Here is a 21,069-nt window from a genome sequence, read left to right on the forward strand (position 1 = left end):
ACACATCGAGCCTTTCTAGAACTGGTAGTCGACCACGACGGGTGAGTGGTCTGAGAAGCGGCGGTCATACGATGGCGCACGGTCTACCACGGCTTTGGTGACTTTTTCCGCCAGTGGTGGGGTCGCCATGTGATAGTCGATGCGCCAACCGGCATCATTATCAAATGCTTTACCGCGGTAGGACCACCAGGTATACGGGCCTGCGACGTCGCCGGCTATCTTGCGGCCAACGTCGACCCAGCTTAGGTGTTCTTCGGAGAAGAACTTATCGAAATAAGCACGTTCCTCGGGGAGGAAACCGGCGTTTTTGACGTTGCCCTTCCAGTTTTTGATGTCGAGTTCAGTGTGTCCGACGTTGAGGTCGCCGGTGATCACCGAGTGTGGGTTGCGGTCCTGCATTTTCGGCAGGTAGTCGACCATCGCGTCCAGGAATTCATATTTGTCGTCCTGTTTTGGAGTATCGACATCACCAGAGTGCACATACACACTGGCAACCGAAAGTTTCGACCCCTCTGGCGTGACAAAATCGGCTTCGACCCAGCGACCCGAGTCATTGATGCCATCAGCCAGGCCGGTGCGGGTCTCGAGTGGTTTGTAGCGCGATGCAATGGCAACCCCGGCTCGACCTTTGTCTTTGCATTCATCGGCGTGAATGTAAACAGATTCCCATTCGTCACCCACGATATCGGTGAGCAGTTTTTCCAGGATATCGCCCGGTGCACGAACTTCCTGCAGGGTGATGATGTCGATATTGCGATCGGCAAACCAGGTGGCCATGTCGCGTTTGTGGGCAGCACGAATACCGTTGATATTAACGGTTGCTACCCGAAGTGTGTTATCAGCCTTTGGATCAGCAGCGTTAGAATGCATAGTTCTTTCTAGTTGATGACGTCGCCAGTAATGGTGTTGGAACCATTGTCAGCATCCGGTTTGGAGGTGTTGTGACGGTTCGGGTTGATCATGTCACGGGCGTTGTGGGCGGTCATCTCAATGGTATCCAGCGCCCGATCGATCATTTCAAAATCTGCCTGATCGATGCCCCGAGCAAGTTCTTCGGTAATGACCCGTTTTTGGACTTCAACGATTTTCAGTGAGTGGTCAACTTTGGTGTCTCGCATCGGGTCGGTTGCATCCACCACTGTGCCGCCAGCGGTTGCAGCGGCGATATTCGAGTTGAAATCCCTGGCGGTTTTGTGCACTGCTCGTGCCCCACGAGACACCATCATCAGTGAGACCAGCGACAGGATCAACCAGCCGCCGGCGACGGCCACGACCATCCAACCGATGATGTCATTCTGGTTTGCCGCGAAGATGACGGCCACAATAAAGGCGATAACGACTACCAGCAGGACGACATTAGAAAGTCGTAAACCGCGGCGATGTGTTGAAGATTCGATGGACTGCATGGTTTCCAGTATCTCGTATTTGCGATGTCGTGCCCAATTGGCCACCGACATTATCCCGTACGCTAACACCATAATCCCTCGACCCGTCTGATGACCGGCCGAGGGATGAACGGTACTAGCGTGGTTTCGGAAGAATCTTAGCCTTTTGCCGCGTTGAGTTCGGCAATTTCGACGACGTTGGCGACCAACTCCACGCGGGTCATCGGACCCACGCCACCTGGGTTGGGCGACATCGCAGAGGCTACTTCGGCGACGTCGGGCGCCACATCGCCTACGATGCGGGTTTTGCCGTCGTCTTTGGTTTCACGGGTCACCCCAACATCCAGGATGACCACACCGTCTTTGACTTTATCTTTGGTGACCATACCGGGGTTGCCAGCGGCGGCGATGATGATGTCGGCCTGACCGATCAGCTCATCCATGTTGGAGGTGCCGGTGTGGGCGGCGATGACGGTGGCATTGACGTCACGACGGGTAAACAGCAGCGTTGCCGGGCGCCCGATGGTAATCCCGCGACCAATGACCAGCACGGTTTTGCCCTTGGTCTCGATGTCATATCGACGCAGCAGGGTCAGACAACCCTTGGGAGTGCAGGGCAGCGGCCAGGTGATCTCGCCGCCAGCGTTAGCGACGAGCCGACCTAGGTTTAGCGGGTGTAGGCCGTCGGCGTCTTTGCCCGGGTCGATGGCTTCCAGCACAGTATCGGTATCGATGTGTTTGGGCAGTGGCAACTGGACGATATAGCCGGTGCATTCCGGGTCGTTGTTGAGTTCATTGATGACGTCCAAGACTTCTTCTTGGGTCGCTGATTCGTCGAGCTCGCGGTGCAACGAGTTGATGCCGACTTCTTCCATGTCACGGATTTTAGCGCCCACATAGGATTGCGAGGCTGGGTCAGCGCCAACCAGGACGGTTCCGAGCCCGGGGGTAATGCCCTGTTCTTTGAGTTTGGCAACTCGCTTCGCGAGATCTTCTTTCATCGCAGCCGCGGTGGCGCGGCCGTCTAGTTTCAGCGCAGTCATGATGAAGCGACGTCCTTGTCTGGTTGGTGTGACTTTCAACGTTAACCCGCGTCCGGGCCCAACCACTTAGTGTAGTGACGGGCCCGGAGCGTGTCATTAGTCGGCGAGCACTGGTGGCTTACCAGTTTTCGAATCCTTCATACAGCGGGAAATCGTTGGCCAGTTTGTCGGTGCGAGTCCGCAGTGCTTCCACATCGGGATTTGGTTTCAGCGCGTTGGCAATAATATCGGCCACTTCGGTGAACTCTTCAGCACCAAAGCCGCGGGTGGCCAACGCCGGGGTACCGATCCGCAGACCCGAGGTGGTCATCGGTGGACGTGGATCCCATGGCACCGAGTTGCGGTTGACGGTAATCCCCACTTCGTCCAGGATGTTTTCGCCCTGTTTTCCGTCGAGCTCCGAGTTGCGTAGATCAACCAACACCAGGTGCACATCGGTGCCACCGGTCAACACGGAAACACCAGCATCGGCGACGTCGGCTTCGGTCAAACGGGCCGCCAGGATCTGGGCGCCTTCCACGGTGCGCTGTTGACGACGTTTGAATTCTTCGGACGCGGCAATTTTAAAGGCCACGGCTTTCCCGGCGATCGCGTGCATGAGCGGTCCGCCCTGCTGACCTGGGAAGACACGAGAGTTAATCTTCTTGCCGTACTCTTCTTTGGCCAGGATGAACCCGGAGCGAGGACCGCCCAGGGTCTTGTGGACCGTCGAAGACACGACGTCGGCATGTGGCACCGGGTTCGGGTGCAGACCGGCTGCGACCAGACCGGCAAAGTGCGCCATATCAACCCATAGCTTGGCGCCAACTTCTTGAGCAATCGAAGCGAAAGCCTCAAAATCCAGCTGACGCGGGTAGGCCGACCAACCGGCAACGATGACGTCGGGTTTTTCGGCCAGCGCCTGCTCCCGTACCTTATCCATGTCAATGCGGAAGGTTTCACGGTCGACTTCATATGCCACAATGTTGTGACGACGCCCCGAGAAGTTCAGGGGCATCCCATGGGTCAGGTGGCCACCGTGATTCAGGGATAGTCCCATGAGCGTGTCGCCCGGTTCCATCAGGGCTTCCATCACGGCGACGTTGGCTTGAGCACCCGCGTGGGGTTGGACGTTGGCGTATTCGGCGCCGAACAGGGCTTTGGCGCGATCGATGGCCAGATTCTCGGCGATGTCGACGTACTCGCACCCGCCGTAGTAGCGACGTCCGGGGTAGCCTTCGGCGTATTTGTTGGTCAGCACGGAACCCTGGGTTTCCAGGATGGCCCGTGGCACAAAGTTTTCCGAGGCAATCATTTCTAAGCTGTTGCGTTGGCGACCCAGCTCGAGTCCCAGCACCTCGGCAATTTCAGGGTCCACCTCTGCCAAAGGGGCGGTATTGACATTCGACATTTCAGACATCGCACTCCTGGTGAAAAATTCTCAACGACGCAACTCATCATAGTGCGCCCTGCCGCTCCCGGCGTGCAGTTGTCGTTGACCACAGCTTTATGTCAAGGCCTGAACTACGCTGGGGGCATGTCGTCGAATCACAGCACTACCCCGTTTGCTACGGCTAACCACTTTAACATCGTGGTGATCGGGGCCGGCCAAGCTGGACTGTCTGCCGCCGGCACCCTGCACCGTCGCGGCCTGGTCCCTGGCAAAGATTTCGCGGTGCTGGATGCCAACGACGGCCCGGGTGGAGCCTGGCGCCACCGCTGGAACGACCTGACGTTGGGTCGCGCCCACGGCATCCACGATCTGCCCGGTTTCCCGCTAGAAAACCCGGATACCTGGCGTCCGGCGTCGCAAGTCGTGAGCGAATATTACGGCGCCTACGAAGCACACCTTGGCCTTGACGTTATCCGTCCGGCAACGGTGCAAGCCGTCACGCAGCCACGCGACGAGTTGTTCTACATCGACACCGATCTCGGCGCTTTCACTGCCAACGCCGTCATTAATGCCACCGGCACCTGGGACACCCCAAATATCCCACATTACCCGGGCCTGGAACACTTCACCGGACCCCAGTGGCACACCAAAACCTTTCGCGACGTCGAAGACTTTCGAAATCAGCGTGTGCTCGTCGTCGGAGGTGGCGCCTCATCGACCCAGTTTTTGATGATGTTGGACGACGTCACCGACCACACGATATGGGTTTCCCGATCACTGCCCCGCTGGAATCCCGAACACTTCGACCCACAATGGGGACGCAAAGTGGAACACCGGGTCACGACGTTGGTCACGGCGGGTAAAGCACCTCGCTCGGTTGTATCGAATACGGGCTTGGCGTTGAATTCGGAATCCCTGGACTACATCAATCGCGGGGTGTTAGTGTTTCGTGGCTTTATCGACTCATTCGGACGGGATCACGTGACGATTAATGGACCGGGCCCCGATGGAGCGACGATTAATTCGCAGGGCCAAGCCGTCGATGATCTGTTGCGCGCCGGCGATCCACGGCTGGCGGATATGCACCGCAATACTGAGATTTTACCCGGCCATGGCACGAACATTGATCACCAGTGGGTCACACCGATCGATTCGATCCTGTGGGGCACCGGCTTCCACCACAGCCTGGGGCATCTTGATCCGCTGGATATCCGCAGCGAGCACGGCGGCGTTGTAGTTCATGACGACGGCGTCACCGTACCGGCCGCACCCGGAGTGTTTCTGGTGGGTTATGGCGCTTCTGCATCAACGATCGGTGCGACGCGAGCTGGCCGCAAGGCCGCCGTCGCCGCAATACAACACCTCGACTAGACGACTACCGCAGATGTCGGACGTCACAGTCTATTTTGAATGATTCATAAAAAGTGGCATAATGGAAAGAGCGATCGTTAAGGAGGGAACAGGTGAGCCAAACTGGCCACATCATCAACTGGCCGTCGCGTATTCGGGCAACCGGACTACGCTCCACACGGCAGCGCGTCGCGACCCTGGAGTCCCTCGCGGGACGACCACACGCAACCGCTGACGAACTGTTAAACCAGGTTCGCCACGCTCTCCCTGCGATCACCATTCAATCCATCTACACCGTGGTGCAATCCCTGGTGGATGTCGGACTCGTACGGAAACTCGAATTTGGGCCCACCGCAGCCCGCTTCGAAATTCAGCACTTCGACAATCACCATCACGTCCACTGTCGCCTGTGCGGGCGCATCGAAGATGTTGCCTGCCAGCACGGCAGCGCCCCCTGCATGACCCCGGTTGAGACACACGGCATGGTGATCGACACCGCCGACGTCGTCTACCACGGAACATGCACGGACTGCCTGGACGCGCTTGACGCCCCGGATGGCGACACGCACGTGTCCGTCTAGACTGTAGAACTTTTGTCCACCGAGTCCACCGCACCGAAGTCTTAAAGGAGACTGAGTTTATTGGCTGAGAAAAAAACGCCACACGCTACCGGGTCTACAACCCAGGCCGGCATCCCAGCTGTTAGCGACCGCAACTCGCTGACCACTGGTCCAGATGGTCCAATCGTCCTGCACGACGCCCACCTGGTAGAAACCCTGCAGCACTTCAACCGGATGAACATCCCAGAACGTCGTCCACACGCAAAAGGCTCCGGTGCATTCGGTACCTTCACCGTGACCGAAGATGTCTCGCAGTACACCAAGGCTGCCATGTTCCAGCCGGGTGTCGAAACCGAAATGCTGGCCCGCTTCTCGACCGTTGCCGGTGAAGTTGGCTCGCCAGATACCTGGCGCGACGTCCGCGGCTTCGCCCTGAAGTTCTACACCGAAGAAGGCAACTTCGATCTGGTTGGCAACAACACCCCGATCTTCTTCGTGCGCGACCCAATGAAGTTCCCACACTTCATCCGCTCGCAGAAACGTCTGCCAGATTCCGGTCTGCGCGACAACACCATGCAGTGGGACTTCTGGACCAACAACCCAGAAACCGCACACCAGGTCACCTACCTGATGGGCCCACGCGGTCTACCCAAGACCTGGCGCAACATGAACGGTTACGGCTCCCACACCTACATGTGGGTCAACGACAAGGGCGAACGCTTCTGGGTCAAGTTCCACTTCTTGACCAACCAGGGCATGGAGCACCTGTCGAATGAAGAAGCCGAAGCCCTGGCCGGTAAGGACGCCGAGTACCATCGTCGTGACCTCTTCGATGCAATCGAACGCGGCGACAACCCATCATGGGATCTCTACGTGCAGGTCATGCCGTACGAAGAGGCCAAGACCTACCGCTACAATCCATTCGATCTGACCAAGACCTGGTCGAAGAAGGATTACCCACGCATCAAGGTTGGCACCATGGAGCTGAACCGCAACCCGCGCAACCACTTCGCGGAAATTGAGCAGGCTGCATTCTCACCTGCCAACATGGTTCCAGGTATTGGCATGTCCCCAGACAAAATGCTGCTGGGCCGTAACTTCGCCTACCAGGACGCTCAGCGCTACCGTATCGGCACCAACTTCCAACAGCTGCCGGTTAACCGTCCGATCAACGAAGTCCACACCTACAACTTCGAAGGTGCCATGTGGTACGACCACTCCGGCGACCGCTCCGTCTACGCACCAAACTCGTTTGGTGACTCCTGGTCGGATGAAGAAGGTTCCGTCGACGTCGGTTGGGAAACTGACGGCGAACTGGTGCGTCAGGCCTACACCCTGCGCGAGAACGACGATGATTTCGGTCAGGCCAACATCCTGGTCAACGAAGTCTTCTCCCAGGAAGAGCGCGATGGCCTGGTCGACACCGTTGCCGGTGCTCTCGACACCGTAATCGAACCTGTGCTGTCAAACGCGATCCAGTACTGGAAGAACGTTGACGAAACTATCGGTCAGCGCATCGAGGACCGGGTTCGTCAGGGTGGTTCCGCAGGCGATCAGCAGCCAGGTGGCGATCCAAAAGACAAAGCGGACTCGCTCGTCTAAACACTAGCGAACGCTTCGTCCCCGGACGATAAGTAGTCCAACATTCCGGTCCCCTCCCGTTGAGGGGACCGGAATTTTTTTATCCCTCGGACGACGAGCCCCACGCTGCCCTACGGTGCTGCCTACTGCCACCTGAGTTCGTTATCAACGAGACAGCAAATAGTAGCCCGTGGCACCGGAATTGTGGATAACCGCTTCATTGAAAAAGTTGTCCACAGACAAGCCTCTTACGACTTACCGTGTCCGCGCTCACAACTATGGTGGAACCATGACTATCAGTTCTTCCACAGATATGGCACCGGTTAAGGCATTTGCCGACTGGTTAGATAGTCTGCCACCGGCCTCCACCCAGGAGGACAGCATTGAGCGTATCCGAATATGGGAAGAACTGGTAGGAAAAGTCCATGCTAAAGAAGCGACGGAAGCCGCTCACCTTGAGCAAGAGCGGATAGTTGAAGAACAAGCACAGAAGGTTCCGAAAGCTGATCGAGGCAAAGGCCTCGGCGCTGAGATTGGTTTGGCACGACGCGAATCCCATGCTCGTGGCAAGAAGTTCCTCAATACCGCACGCGCTCTGCATCAAGATATGCCGTATATGTTGGCAGCGATGTCTGCCGGACTGATTAAAACCGAGCACGCGCACAACGTTGTCAAAGAGACAGAGGTTCTGTCATCTCAGCATCGTCGTCAGGTCGATCGTGCGCTCAAGGACCGGTTCGGTTCGACTGGGCCGCGTGAACTTGCGAACGAAGCCCGTGCCCACGCTCAGCGGCTAGACCCCAAAGCCGCGGCAAGTCGACACAGCAAGGCCAAGGACGCCCGCCGCGTCACTTGCCAGCCCGCGGGTGACGGCATGGCGTTGTGGACCGCCTACGGCCCCGCACCCGCGCTCACGAGCCTCTATAACGGGCTGCACGCCAAAGCCAAGTCGTTGGTCAGTGCAGGAAAATCCAAGGACGAGCATGGTGTTCGGCGCACTCGTGACCAAGTCATGTTCGATCTGTTCACTCAGTGGGGCTCTGGTGAGGGCAGCGTCGCTGCTGGAACCGTAGATTTGATGGTCCCCATGACACCAGACGCCCTCTTAGCAAAGGGTGACACGCCTGCGTGGTTAGCAGGGCACGGCCCGATCCCAGCATCAGTGGCACGCGAATGGTTGGCCAATGAACAACTCAAGGTCTTCATACGGCGGCTCTTTTCTGACGCTACAGCCACTCGATTAGTGTCGATGGAATTTACCGGCAGATCCTTCCCCGCCAATATTCGCAAGATGTTGCTGCTCCGCGACAACACCTGTCGTAGTCCGTACTGTGAAGCCCCCATCTTAGATGGCGACCACATCACCCCGCACCGCAACGGAGGCGCCACCAACTGGGAAAACGCCTCGGGTCTGTGTGGGGCCTGCAATCAAACCAAGGAAAACCGCGGGTGGCAGCACGAAGGCAACGCGCACTCTTTGACGGTGACCACACCTACCGGGCATACCTACACGAAGAACCCGGGACCTTTGCTCCCCGGCCATGAGCCCGAAGCTCCAGCCCCGCCCGACGAGACACCCCCGAGGCACACAACGCGACCGATTGGTATAACACGCTCTCCGTATCGCCAACCTCGGCGATTGAGCATCACGCAGTATCTCCGTTGCTGACCAGACGTGCACGCTCGTCATTTCCAGCGATCGATAAGTCGAATGATTCACCACGAAACATGTCGATGATGCAACGACTGGTGACCAGAACAATCATTGCCGATGTTATAACGATCGATGACCGCGCCGTGGCGCATAAAATGCGTTGAAGCGCTAATATACCAACAGATTGCCGCTTCATGTTAGGAAATTGACGTTCATGGTCATTGGTAAAAATAACCTCATAGTCACACTGTCCTGCCCAAACCAACCTGGCATCGTGCATGCCATCACCGGGGCTCTGTTAGAAGTCAACGCTGACATCTCAGAATCTCAGCAATTTGACTCTCCCAATAGTGGGACGTTTTTTATGCGCGTGCAGTTCGCAACCGACGCTACTGTCGCCGACACCGAAGCAGCTATTGCCGACGTCGCCAAACAATACGACATGGATGCCCACGTCTACGATACCGCGGTAAAAACGCGTACTTTAATCATGGTGTCGAAAGACGGTCGGACTATGAACGAACTGTTGTTCCAACAGCACGCCGGAACGCTACCGGTTGAAGTACCGGTGATCGTGTCCAACCACTTGGATCTACAACCGATGGCCTACTTTTATGATGTGCCCTTTGTACACATCCCGATCATCAAGCACCCTGATGGGACAGACAACAAAGCTGAGGCCGAAGCCCGTCTCATGCAAATCCTTGACCAATACGATATTGAACTGGTTGTCTTGGCCCGCTACATGCAGATCCTCTCAGATGAGATGACCCGTAAGCTCGATAAAAAGGCCATCAACATCCACCACTCCTTTTTGCCATCGTTCAAGGGGGCCCGTCCGTACCACCAGGCGCATGATCGCGGCGTAAAACTTATTGGCGCGACAGCCCACTACGTGACGGCCGATCTGGATGAGGGACCGATCATCGAACAACGTGTTCAGCGCGTCAACCACGCGCTCACCGCACAAGACTTCGTACAACGTGGTCGCGCGGTTGAAGGCGCCACCCTAGCCCAGGCCGTGCAATGGCACACGGAGCACCGCGTGCTCCTCGACGGAGACCGAACCGTCATCTTCGAATAACGATCAGGCGCACTATACGTCGCGCCCCGGCCGGCAATCTTAACCCGGTGGCAGCTATATCCAGCTGCCACCGGTGTTTTGTCTCTCGACACACTGGCGGCCAACTAGTGACAAGGCCCAAACCTGCTTTTAGGGTGACCATATGGCGATTATTAAAACTGTTCTGGGCAAAACACCCACCATTCATGAGTCTGTGTTCCTAGCCGAAACCGCAGCCATTACCGGCGAGGTCAACATGGCTGAAAAGTCTTCGGCATTCTACGGGGTATCAGCCCGGGGGGACTCCGCACCGATCAGCGTCGGAGCCCGATCCAATCTTCAAGACAACGTGGTGTTACACGCCGATGAAGGTTTCCCCTGCTCCATCGGGGAAGACGTTTCAGTCGGGCATGCCGCCATCGTCCACGGAGCAACCGTTGGTGACGGCGCACTCATCGGAATGAACGCCACGGTACTCAATGGCGCCGTCGTTGGCGCAGGCTCCCTGGTTGCTGCGAACTCAATGGTGCCCGAGGGTATGGAGATTCCGCCGAACTCATTGGTGGCCGGCGTGCCTGCCAAGGTGCGGCGTGAGTTAACACCTGAACAGGTGGCTGGGTTAAGGACGAACGCGGAGGTATATGTCCGACTGTCAGCAGCCCACCTAGAGGCCGAACACCTCAATTAAAGCCGTCTTGGTCAGTGGGCACGGCTGCGTTGTGTTGTTTTTGAACCAATCCATGTGAGCATAGGGTTATGACACAAAAGATCGTAGTTCTACCCGTTCAAGACGACCGCGACAACACCCCGTATGAACACGCCCACGAAACCACTGTGACGACGGCACGAGGGCATGGTTTTGACATTGTTGATCCCGACGACGGAGAAGCCACCGCGATTATTGTGGTGCGAATGATCGACTCAGCAATCATTGAAGACACCCTGGCGGCGAACCCGAAGATCAGCTGGGTGCAGTTGCCCTACGCCGGAGTTGAAACGTTCTTACCGGTTGCCCGCAAATATCCACACGTGACCTTCACCTCGGCCAAAGGGACCTATGCTCCCCCGGTTGCCGAACACGCGCTGGCATTGACGTTGGCGTTGCTGCGCCACCTACCCGAACGGATCCGCGCGACCAGTTGGGGTGCAACGTTTGGCTCGACCCTTGACGGCGCGAACGTCGTCATTATCGGCGGCGGGGGCATCGGAGAAGAACTCGTGCGTCTCTTTTCGACTTGGGATACGACCATCACCGTGGTGCGGCGCAAATCCGACCCGCTCGATGGCGCCGACCAGACCGTCACGTCTGAGGAACTCAACGACGTGTTGCCCTCGGCCGACGTCGTCGTTATCGCCGCGGCAGCGACACCCGAGACGCAGCACATGTTTGGTCGCGAACAATTTGAACTCATGGATGACCAGGCCGTGTTGGTCAACATTGCCCGCGGCAGCCTGGTGGACACCGATGCGCTGGTGACTGCGCTGGCGGAACGCAAGATTCGCTCGGCAGGCTTGGATGTCACCGATCCGGAACCACTCCCGGACGGCCACCCGTTGTGGGAAGAGCCCAATTGCATTATCACCCCGCACACCGCAGACACCCCTGAGATGGTGATTCCGCTGTTGGACAAGCGCATCGTGCGTAATCTGGAGGCGCTGGCGGCCGGAAAGACACCTGATACCCTAGAGGGCCTGGTCGACGTGGACGCCGGCTACTAAACAAGCCGTTCGATGACTGTGATGAGGAATTGCCCATGATGATTTCACCGCTGCACCGCTATCTTGCCGAACTGATTGAAAGTCTACGGCCGATGACAGCGGGCACCGTCAATCCGGTGACCGAGACCGCAACGCAACCCGATCTTCATAAGTTTGGGATCACGCTGACAACAGTCAACGGGCAGCAGTACTCATCGGGCGATTCCAACCACAAATTTGCGATCCAATCGATCGCCAAGGTCTTCGCCTACGGGTTGGCCTTGGATGATCTGGGCCCCACCGAAGTTGGCAAGAAGATCGACGTCGAACCATCGGGTGACCCCTTCAACGAAATCTCGTTGCAACGCAGTACCGGTCGGCCCGCCAACCCGATGATCAACGCCGGAGCCATCGCCACGGTCGGTCTGATCAAAGGCCGCGGCGGAGTGGACCGGATCAGTCGGATTTCACGCACCATGGATCTGGCCGCCGAAGGATCTCCGGGGCAACTTGAAATCAACCGCACCGTCTTCCACGCCGAAAATATCGCCGGGCACCGTAACCGAGCGTTAGCTTGGCTACTACGTTCCTTTGAGATCATCGACTCGGATCCAGAACCGGTCGTCCAAGACTACTTTTTAGAATGTTCCACCGATGTGACGACGGAAAACCTGTCGATGATGGCTGCCACCCTGGCCAATAAAGGCATCAACCCGGTCACCGGTCGCGAAGTGTTTTCAGAAGAAACGACCCGTCAGGTACTGGGTGTCATGATGACCTGCGGGATGTACGACGCCGCAGGCAACTGGATGATCGACATCGGCCTCCCCGCAAAGTCTGGGGTCGATGGCGGCATCATGGTCGTGGTGCCAGGTCAATTAGGCATCGGGGTCTACTCGGCGCCGTTGGATCAACACGGCAACTCGGTCCGCGGGGCCGCGGCTATCCGACGGGTCACTCGCGACCTGGGACTACACTATGCCGAAGCCTCTCCGCTGGGTGGTTCCACGCTGCGTGCGCACTACTCACTGGCCGATGCCTCGCTGGGTGTGGTTCGATCAACCGAGCTCTCCCGGATCACCTCACAGTTCGGAGAGCGCTGCCAAATTCTCGAAGTCTCCGGGGACTTGGGTTTTGCCGAGACCGAAACGATGGCCCGCACCATCGTAGAAATGGACGACGACGTCACCATGGTCGTCATCGACTTCCAAGGGGTCGACGATTTCGGCCGGGCCGCGATTCTTATCCTGGCCTCACTTACCGCAGCATGGCGTTCTTCCGGGAAAGACATTATCTTCATCGACTGGGGTGAGAACCTAGTGGAGCACATTTTAGAGTTCGTCAAAGTTCGCGACGATCTCGTCCTGCCTGACCCACGCGATAAAGCCAAAGCTGCCTCGGCGGGGCACTTGGATTTGCCGTGGGACGACGAGACCCTCGCCGAAGATGTCACCGGTGAATTTCGGCTCTTTGATAACCGCTCGGCCGCTCTCGAGTGGGCCGAGCTGCGACTGGCCCAGCGTTATGCCCGCCAGATTCTGCAAACCGATAACACCCCACGTGAACCAGGGACCGCACCCGTCTTTGATTTCCTCGACGATCGCGACGTTAACGTCCTGGCCGGCTACATGGAACTTCGTAGCTACACCGCCGGCACCATCATCCGACGCGTCGGACAGCCGTTCGGTGGTATTTACTTCATCCGTTCGGGGCGCGTCGAGCTGGCAGCTGAAGGTCCCGGCGATACGCGCTACCGCCACGTGTACCTCTCCCCCGGCTCAACCTTCGGTGAATTTGCCTTGAGTTACACGGGCCGCCAGCTCACCACCATTCGCGCCATTGATGACGTCGAGGTCCTGGTATTGTCTGCTCAAACGATTGCTCACCTAGAACAAACCGACCCTCAGCTGGCGATTCGTTTGTGGACGGCGATCGCACGGGAAGCCTACACCGTACTGGAACAGTCCTCACGTGAAGCCGGCGCCCGTGAGGAATACGACCCCGAACAGTACGACGAACAACGCATGCGCTAACGATCCTGTCTTAACAGCAACAGGCTCCGCCGATTCCTTGGGAATCGACAGAGCCTGTTGTCATACCTTGGGTCTAGCAGACCTCAGGGCAAGACCTTTAGACGCTCATGCCGTCAACGATCTTGTTTAAGGTGACCGATGGGCGCATGACCTTGGATGTCAGGTCGTGATCCGGGTAGTAGTAACCCCCGATTGCCACGGTCTGACCTTGAACCTCGTTGAGTTCATTGATGATGGTCTCTTCGTTGGCGCGCAGTGCTTCGGCAACCGGTTTGATCGCTTCGGCCAGTTCGGCGTCGTCGGTCTGAGCCGCAAGTGCCTCGGCCCAGTACAGCGCCAGGTAGAAGTGGGAACCGCGGTTATCCAGTTCGCCGACCTTGCGTGATGGAGAACGACGTTCCTCGAGATATTCGCCAGTCCCTGCATCGAGTGCATCGGCAAGCACCTGAGCGCGCGAGTTATCGGTTGCAGTGGCCAGGTGTTCGAAAGAGACCGCCAGCGCAAGGAATTCACCCAACGAGTCCCAGCGCAAGTGGTTTTCTTCCAGTAACTGTTCTACGTGTTTTGGAGCCGAACCACCAGCACCGGTTTCAAACAGGCCGCCACCGTTGAGCAGTGGAACAATTGAGAGCATCTTCGCCGAAGTGCCCAGTTCGAGAATGGGGAACAGGTCGGTCAGGTAGTCACGCAGCACGTTCCCGGAAACCGAGATGGTGTCTTCGCCGCGACGCATCCGCTCAACCGTGTACTGGGTGGCACGCTCCGGAGCCATGATCTTGATTTCCAGGCCCTCGGTGTCATGTTCAGGAAGGTATGCTTTGACCTTCTCGATGATCTGCGCATCGTGTGCACGCTCGGCGTCCAACCAGAAAACAGCCGGGGTCTGAGTTGCACGAGCGCGGGTCACAGCAAGTTTGACCCAGTCACGTACCGGTACGTCCTTGGTCTGGGTAGCGCGCCAGATATCGCCGGCTTCAACCTGGTGGCTCATCAACACGTTGCCTGAGGAGTCAACAACCTCAACGGTGCCGTCCTTATCCAGGATGAAAGTCTTGTCGTGCGAGCCGTATTCTTCGGCCTTTTGGGCCATCAGACCAACGTTTGGCACGGTACCCATGGTGGTTGGGTCATACGCGCCATTTGCGCGGCAGTCCTCGATGACAGCCTGGAAAACACCGGCGTAGGAGGAGTCCGGAATCACCGCGAGGGTGTCCTGGGTTTCGTCGTTCTTATTCCACATCTTGCCGCCCGAGCGGATCATGGCCGGCATGGAAGCGTCCACGATGACGTCGGATGGGACGTGCAGGTTGGTGATCCCGCGGTGGGAGTTGACCATCGCCAAGTCTGGGCCGTTTTCGTAGGCGTCGGCGATTTCTTTGCGGATACCTTCGGCGACGTCGGCGTCGAGCTCTGCAAGCCCAGCTTCAATGCCTGCCAGACCGTTGTTGGCGGACAGGCCAGCGGCGGCCAACTGTTCACCGTATTTTTCGAAGACACCTGGGAAGTAGGCTTTGACGATGTGGCCGAAGATGACCGGGTCCGAGACCTTCATCATGGTGGCCTTCATGTGTGCGGAGAACAGCACACCCTCTTCTTTGGCTCGCTTGACCTGCTCGGCCAGGAAGGCATCCAGAGCTTTGGCGGACATGAAGGTCGAGTCGACGATTTCGCCCTTGAGGACCTTCAGGTCTTCTTTCAGGTTGGTGACGTTGCCTTCGGCGTCGGTGTGACGAATAGTCAGGCTATCGTTGTCGGGCATGGTCACGGACTGCTCGTTGGAGAAGAAGTCGTTCTCGCCCATCGTGGCAACGTTGGTTTTGGAGTCTGTAGACCATTCACCCATCGAGTGTGGGTTATTTTTGGCAAAGTTTTTGACGGCGCGTGGCGCACGGCGATCCGAGTTGCCTTCACGCAGCACCGGGTTGACGGCCGAGCCCATGGCGGTCGCATAGCGGGCCTGGGTGTCGCGTTCCTCGTCGTTGGTGACTTCGTACGGGTAATCCGGCAGGTCAAAACCGGCTTCTTGGAGCTCTTTAACTGCCGCAACCAGCTGCGGTACTGAAGCAGAGATGTTTGGCAGTTTGATGATGTTGGCTTCGGCTTCTTTCACGAGTTCGCCGAGTTCTGCCAGAGCATCGTTGACGCGCTGATCTTCTGGTAACACGTCGTTGAAGGCGGCAAGGATACGGCCGGCCAGGGAGATGTCTCGTGTTTCCAGTTCTACACCGGCCTTGGCGGCAAAAGCGCGCACAATCGGCAAGAAGGACGCTGTTGCCAGTGCTGGCGCTTCGTCAGTGTAGGTATAAATGATCTTTGACATAAATGTATGATCTCCTCATGTTTCAAGCGCCCTGTGGTGTAAGGGCACCTCACAATTCCATCCCCTAATCTAGCCCAGATGTTTTCGGGGCCAGCATCTTTTGCCCTTTTTAGCCGGGGGTTAAGCCACTTGCTGGATATTTTTTCATCCTGCTCATCAAAACGTCCTACAACAGACGCAAACGGCCTGGCAGTCCCACAAGGAGTACCACCAGACCGTGTGCGTCGCTAGAGCCTAAGCCAGACTACTGTTGGCTACCTGTCCGACGGCGCCAGACCATTGCTGAACCGACAGCAAGCGCCAAGACGCCACCGCCGATCAACCAGCCCAGCGCAGCCGAAGCACCGGTATCGGCAAGATTTCCATCAGCGCGCTCGTCAGAGACCTGATCATCAGAGCCACTGGCAGCATCATCTACAGGATCTGCGTTTGGGGTCTCGACGGGATTGGTGTCGTCAGCCGAACCGTCACCGGTAACGGGCTGCTCATCGTCACCGACAGGTGTGCCTCCAGGCGTGCCACCGTTACCTGACGAGTTCTCGTCGTCGGTATTGTCGTCGTTCGTTTCTCCATCATCAGACTCGTCCTCGGCATTTTCAGCGGTGAAGGTCATCACGGGTGATGCCACGGAACCCCCAAAGTCATCGCTGACCCGGACGTACCAGGAATGCTCCCCGGCGTCGCGGTCTTTCCAAACGATTGAGGCAGTTCCGGGAGTGGCAATATCTTCAACAGTGCCAATGGGTGCATCGGTCAGCACCTCTGCGGTAAACGCATCGGTGGCCAGCTGGCGCGCAGCAGGCTCGATGCCCAGTTGTTCATAGGAAATCTCAAATTGCTGATCCGCATACGGGTCGTCACCGTCGACCAGCAGCGTCGGATCATCCGAATTGTACTGGTCCAAGGATGGCGAGTAGGTGCGCACCAACATCCGTTGGCCCTCGTTGTCGAAGTGCAACAGGCGCAAGAAGCCCTGGCCGCCTTCCGGCAGACCTTGGTAGTCGAACAGCATTGAGGTCACGGTGCGGTCGGTTTGACCGTCGCCGTCGTCGTCAAAATCATCGGTGCGAGTGTAAGCGTCGTGGTAGTGCCCTGACATGACCATCGACACGTTGGGGTTGGTGGCGATGACCTCATCCAGGATGCGCTGCGGCACCGGCCCCAGTCCGCCGGTGGTCAACATGTATTCGTGCAGGTTCACAATACCCACGCGGTCCGGGTGTGCCGCCAGCACCTGATTCATCCACGCAATTTCGGCATCACCAGGATCCCAACCCATCGCCACGACGATGAAATCGATCCCACCGGCCGAAAACAGATGGTAGCTGCCGCGATTATCTTCATACGTGCCCGCGTACCAGGGGTTATCAGCGTAGCGGTCGGCGCCGAAATACTGACTGAAGGTGGTGTAGTCGACCTCGCTGTTGAGCACGACGTCGTGATTACCGGCCAGAATCGAATACGGCAGGCCTGCCTCATCAAGACGGCGATACTCGGGATCGGCATTCTCCCACTGGTATGCCTTATCTTTTTCATCGATGACGTCGCCGGTGTGGAACAGGAACTGGATATTCTTGTTCTCCCGCTCGGCGAGCACATAGTCGTGGATGGCGGTCTGGTGGTGTGGGAAGTCCTCGTTGTAGTACTGGGTGTCGGATTCCCAAGCGAAGGTGAAGTCATACTCGGCGCGATCGACGTCGTCGGCATGCGCTGGCTCGACCGCGGACTCACGGGTAGTGAAGTCTTGGCCGGCAAACCCGTCGGAGTGCTGAACCAATACGGTCACGGTGCCGTCGTCGGCGTACTGTTCGGCATCGATGACGCCATCGAGACTGAAGCTCTCGGCTCCGGTGGATTCTGCGAACGCCCGGTGTACGGCGGCAGCGATACCGCGGGTCGCATCCTGCGTCTCACCGGTCACGTGCCGGTCAATTTCGTCCCAGCCAGTGCCCTGCGCATCCAGTGCATAGAGCGCCACCTGAGCGTCGGGTTCCGCGCTGCCGTGCCAATTCAGGCGGACTTCGGAACCATCGACAGCGTCGTCGGGCACATCGACTTCAAAGAGCTGGTACGGAAATTTGCTATCCGATTCGACGTCAGCGTTCAGCCCGTCCAGGGTGGTCATGGCTTCGATGTCTTCTTCACTCAACGGTTTAGCGTCAGCACGGTCCAGCGTTGCAGCGTCGGTGACGGTGCCAGAGCTGGCGCGCACCGCTTCCGAGTCCAAGCTTGGGCGCAGGCCACCGTAGAAGGTTGCGTCCACGGAGTCGCCGCTGGGGTCATCAACTTGCGCGGAGAGTTCCACATCGCCGGGGGCAACCGTGGCGTTGTCGCTTGGTGTCAGCTCCCCAATGAAGGGGTGTTCTTTCGGGGTGGTAAACGTGACCGTATGGTCAGCTTCATTGCCCAGCTCATCGGTTGCGGTGACCTCAAACGTGTGTTCACCGGCATCCAATGTGACCGACGACGTCGCATATGGCAGCTCAATATTTTCGCCATTGAGTGTGGCGGCCACGTTGGCAACCCCGACTCCAGCATCTTCGACGGTGGCGTCCAGGGTGAATTCCCCGCGGGCCGGTTGGTCGTTTTCCACACCGGTCACCTCGATCTGTGGTCCGGTGTTATCCACCTGCACGTTGCGGGTGACACTGTCGTCACCGTCAGACAGGGCTGCGGTCACGGAGTGGTCGCCGTCATCACTGGCGGTGGTGTCCCACTGGTGAGCGGCACCGGTGAAAGCATCATCAGGGATGTCGAATTGTGCGTCGTAAAATTCCAGTTTGCCCGCGCTGTCGCCCATGTCCATCCAGGCTTGTGGGTCATCCAGCCCGGCCGGTGTCAGGGTGCGGCCATCCGGCAGGATCAGGCGCGGGTTGCGGATGCGGAAGTCATCATTATTTTCATCCGGATCAATTTCTGGGGCGGCCTTGGTGCCCGCATAAATCGATAAGGTGACGTCGCGCTCGTCGGTAATATAGTCCAACGGCACCGCCGTCGAGATGGTCTCAACATTCTGGTATGTACCTTTATCGAAGATTTCCAGGATGTCGTCACCGGCCAGCACACCGTTGCGGAAATACGCATCCGTTTGCGTGGTTTCAAACGCGAAGACCGGTTCGGCTTCCAGGGAGGCCTCCGTCTCGACTGCGTCACCATCGATGGCAAGTTCCACCTGGTCTTCAAGCGAATCCGAGGCCCCAATGACGGCGGTGGTACCCGTAACCCACTGGTCAGCTTCGAGGTTCAGCCGCACCGGAGCATCGCTGACGCCGTCGGCGGTGACGCGCTGGGGGTCGGTGGTGATGTCGTTGGTCCCATCAGACACCGTGAACGAGTAGTCGTACCAGCGCTTGCCCGTCAGATCGGCTTCGGGCACTTCGTGAGTGTAGGTGTCGTCGTCAGCGGCGCGCAGTACGATCTGCTGGGCGGTCTCATCCGCATTGGACTGCAGGTTCAAGGTCACGGTTTTAACCTGGACGTCATCGGTGATCCGAGCGGTGAAGGCCAGGCCCTCGTCCGGGTCGATGGTATCGACCGTGTTGTCTTCAACCTGCGGATCCGTGTCGTCGGCGGTCAGTTGTACCGCGGATTCAGGTGCCTGTGCCGGATGCAGTGCACCCGGGGTTGGGTCAGCGCTTCCCCACAGGTGTTGGTTCTGTAGATCCTCGTCGTCAACACCGAAGTACAGGCCCTGATCGGTCTGCACATCGCGGACGCCATTCATGTTGTAATGCCCAGTGTTGATGGCAAAGCCAGTGTTAGTTTCAATCTGGATACCGCGAGCGCTGCCGTTGGCCATCCCGCCCGAATAAATTTCCGTCAGGGTCTCACCGAGCACCAGCTCCGTGCCGTAGAACTCGTTGAAATCATCGGTGGTCAGGTCATTATTGGCACCGTTTTTGATCCAGTAGACCAGGGTTTGACCGGGTGCAATGACGACGTTGGACGGCGTTGCTGCCCACAGCGCATTGCTACCGCTGTCTGGGTAGAGGTAGTTGATCGTGTAGTCCGACACGGAAATTGCTGTGTCTGTCGGGTTGGCAATCTCGATGAACTCATAGCCGTCGGATTCCCCAACGTTGGCGGAATCCACGACCAGTTCAGTCAACATCAGTTCTGCCGCGGTCGATGGTGCCTGGCGATCACCGAACGGATCGGTCGGCTCTTCCGGTTCCTCGGGTTCTTCCGGCTCGACGGGCTCCAAGCTGAGTTGTTCATCGCGCACCTGGCCCGGAGTCGGAGCTGCTTGTTGGGCCAGCACCACACGGGATGGTTGTTCACCACTGGTAGCGCGGCCAAACTCGACACCCTGCTGAACGCCTGGGGAACCTGTCGGGTAGAACGACCAGCTGTCGACCGCACCGTTTTGGAGTACTCGGATGCCGCGACTTCCTCCGTTGGCCATGCCGGCTTGGCCTTCCACGCGCACAATGCGCGCGTTGTTGTCATCGGCCATGTCATAAAATGCGCGGAAGTCATCGACGGTATAGGCATAGGAGTTCACTGTGTCGCTGGTATAGCTCAGCCACATAATGGCTGTCTCGCCAGGCGCTAGCACCACTGGTTCTTCGCCAGCGTGAATATTCAGCGCAACATCACGTGTCTGGTCTGCTGAGTCGACGTAGCTGTACGCAAAGCTGTAACCGGCGTCGTCCAAATCAATCGGCGCATCCGAGGCGTTGTGAATTTCGAAGTATTCGAAATGATCGTGCCCGGTAGTATCGGGCACGATTTCGGTCACAACCAGCCCGGAAGGCTGCTGCTGCACGTCTTGGACGGTGGTTGCCGGATGGATCGGCATAGCCGCTGCCGAAGACATAGCAAACGGTGACAGTGCGACCAGACACGCGGCACTCAGCGCGGTGAACCGGCCACCCAGTGGTTTCGGAGGCATCAAAGATTACCCTTTTCTATGATACGTAAGTGAGAAAGCCGCTGTCAGGCGGACCTTCAACACCGTAAAGTAGCCAAGCAAACACTGGGTGACATGGGCTTCGCTGAATGTTCATG

The 21,069-nt window shown here is 57.8% G+C and carries 14 protein-coding genes; 8 read left to right on the top strand and 6 right to left on the bottom strand.

The window, feature by feature from the left end; translation table 11 throughout:
* Positions 1–15: 15 nt before the first annotated feature.
* The 4 genes from FB556_RS08925 to glyA form a co-directional block, all read right to left on the bottom strand.
* Entirely contained in the window at positions 16–870 is an 855-nt protein-coding gene (locus tag FB556_RS08925) for an exodeoxyribonuclease III (protein ID WP_141866904.1), read from the bottom strand.
* 8 nt (positions 871–878) lie between these two features.
* Positions 879–1,406: a hypothetical protein gene (locus FB556_RS08930; protein WP_211344018.1), complete on the bottom strand. Its 528-nt coding sequence runs from the start codon at positions 1,404–1,406 to the stop codon at positions 879–881.
* A gap of 137 nt (positions 1,407–1,543) precedes the next feature.
* A complete protein-coding gene (locus tag FB556_RS08935) occupies positions 1,544–2,428 on the bottom strand; it encodes a bifunctional methylenetetrahydrofolate dehydrogenase/methenyltetrahydrofolate cyclohydrolase (protein WP_141866906.1) in 885 nt (294 codons plus the stop codon).
* 118 nt (positions 2,429–2,546) lie between these two features.
* Positions 2,547–3,827 (bottom strand): serine hydroxymethyltransferase, encoded by a 1,281-nt coding sequence (gene glyA / locus FB556_RS08940; protein WP_141866908.1) that lies wholly within the window; start codon positions 3,825–3,827, stop codon positions 2,547–2,549.
* Positions 3,828–3,944: 117 nt separating this feature from the next.
* Between glyA and FB556_RS08945 the strand changes: the two genes are divergently transcribed.
* The 8 genes from FB556_RS08945 to glsA all read left to right on the top strand — a co-directional run bounded on the left by FB556_RS08945 (position 3,945) and on the right by glsA (position 13,739).
* The gene (locus tag FB556_RS08945; RefSeq protein WP_141866910.1) at positions 3,945–5,171 is read left to right on the top strand and encodes a flavin-containing monooxygenase; all 1,227 of its coding nucleotides are present in this window, start codon (positions 3,945–3,947) and stop codon (positions 5,169–5,171) included.
* 92 nt (positions 5,172–5,263) lie between these two features.
* Positions 5,264–5,731: a Fur family transcriptional regulator gene (locus FB556_RS08950; protein WP_246057335.1), complete on the top strand. Its 468-nt coding sequence runs from the start codon at positions 5,264–5,266 to the stop codon at positions 5,729–5,731.
* Between the two features lie 60 nt (positions 5,732–5,791).
* On the top strand, positions 5,792–7,312 hold the full coding sequence (locus FB556_RS08955; protein WP_141866912.1) for a catalase: 1,521 nt from the start codon (positions 5,792–5,794) through the stop codon (positions 7,310–7,312).
* A gap of 268 nt (positions 7,313–7,580) precedes the next feature.
* Positions 7,581–8,960: an HNH endonuclease gene (locus FB556_RS08960; RefSeq protein ID WP_141866914.1), complete on the top strand. Its 1,380-nt coding sequence runs from the start codon at positions 7,581–7,583 to the stop codon at positions 8,958–8,960.
* 199 nt (positions 8,961–9,159) lie between these two features.
* Positions 9,160–10,029, top strand: a complete 870-nt coding sequence (gene purU, locus FB556_RS08965; protein WP_141866916.1) for a formyltetrahydrofolate deformylase — start codon at positions 9,160–9,162, stop codon at positions 10,027–10,029.
* A 142-nt stretch (positions 10,030–10,171) separates the two neighbouring features.
* Positions 10,172–10,696, top strand: a complete 525-nt coding sequence (locus FB556_RS08970) for a gamma carbonic anhydrase family protein (RefSeq protein ID WP_141866919.1) — start codon at positions 10,172–10,174, stop codon at positions 10,694–10,696.
* A gap of 68 nt (positions 10,697–10,764) precedes the next feature.
* Positions 10,765–11,727, top strand: coding sequence for an NAD(P)-dependent oxidoreductase (locus FB556_RS08975; RefSeq protein ID WP_141866921.1), 963 nt, complete (start codon positions 10,765–10,767; stop codon positions 11,725–11,727).
* A 35-nt stretch (positions 11,728–11,762) separates the two neighbouring features.
* Positions 11,763–13,739, top strand: a complete 1,977-nt coding sequence (gene glsA / locus FB556_RS08980) for a glutaminase A (RefSeq protein WP_141866923.1) — start codon at positions 11,763–11,765, stop codon at positions 13,737–13,739.
* 97 nt (positions 13,740–13,836) lie between these two features.
* Here the strand turns inward: glsA and FB556_RS08985 are convergent, their stop codons facing one another.
* Together FB556_RS08985 and FB556_RS08990 are read right to left on the bottom strand one after the other, a co-directional pair.
* Positions 13,837–16,059 carry an NADP-dependent isocitrate dehydrogenase gene (locus FB556_RS08985; RefSeq protein ID WP_141866925.1) on the bottom strand — a complete coding sequence of 741 codons (2,223 nt, stop codon included), beginning with the start codon at positions 16,057–16,059 and terminating at the stop codon, positions 13,837–13,839.
* A 244-nt stretch (positions 16,060–16,303) separates the two neighbouring features.
* Positions 16,304–20,953, bottom strand: a complete 4,650-nt coding sequence (locus tag FB556_RS08990) for a lamin tail domain-containing protein (protein WP_141866927.1) — start codon at positions 20,951–20,953, stop codon at positions 16,304–16,306.
* Positions 20,954–21,069: the final 116 nt, after the last annotated feature.

Source organism: Enteractinococcus coprophilus, from assembly GCF_006716305.1.
Classification (GTDB): domain Bacteria; phylum Actinomycetota; class Actinomycetes; order Actinomycetales; family Micrococcaceae; genus Yaniella; species Yaniella coprophila.